Origin of the sequence: Isoptericola croceus, from assembly GCF_029382255.1 — a bacterium.
Taxonomy (GTDB): Bacteria; Actinomycetota; Actinomycetes; order Actinomycetales; family Cellulomonadaceae; genus Isoptericola; species Isoptericola croceus.
The window spans coordinates 1-258 of record NZ_JARLLG010000463.1; the positions used below are offsets into that span (position 1 = coordinate 1).

Below are 258 nucleotides of genomic sequence, written 5' to 3' on the forward strand. Positions count from 1 at the left end.
GCGGCGTACTCCTTGCAGCCGAGCACGACGCCGCAGTCGAGCAGGTTGACCATGACGCGCACGATCCCTTCCTCCGCCAGCGCTTGGCGCACCTCGGGCACCGCGGAGAGGTTCTTGAGCGCGCCGGCCGCCGCGGACTGCGAGATGGAGTCCCCGGTCTGGCAGATGTCGATCAGCGGGCGGACGCCGCTGTGGCCGACGATGGCGCGGGCAATGTCGGGCGACATGGACAGCCGCTGCAGCGTGATCACGGCCTTC

The 258-nt window shown here is 70.2% G+C and carries 1 protein-coding gene; it reads right to left on the bottom strand.

Features of this window, described 5'->3' with window-relative positions:
* Nucleotides 1-251 (bottom strand): armadillo/beta-catenin-like repeat-containing protein (locus tag PZC42_RS24940; protein ID WP_277214307.1); only part of this gene is annotated, 251 nt, incomplete at its 3' end.
* Nucleotides 252-258 lie beyond the last annotated feature (7 nt).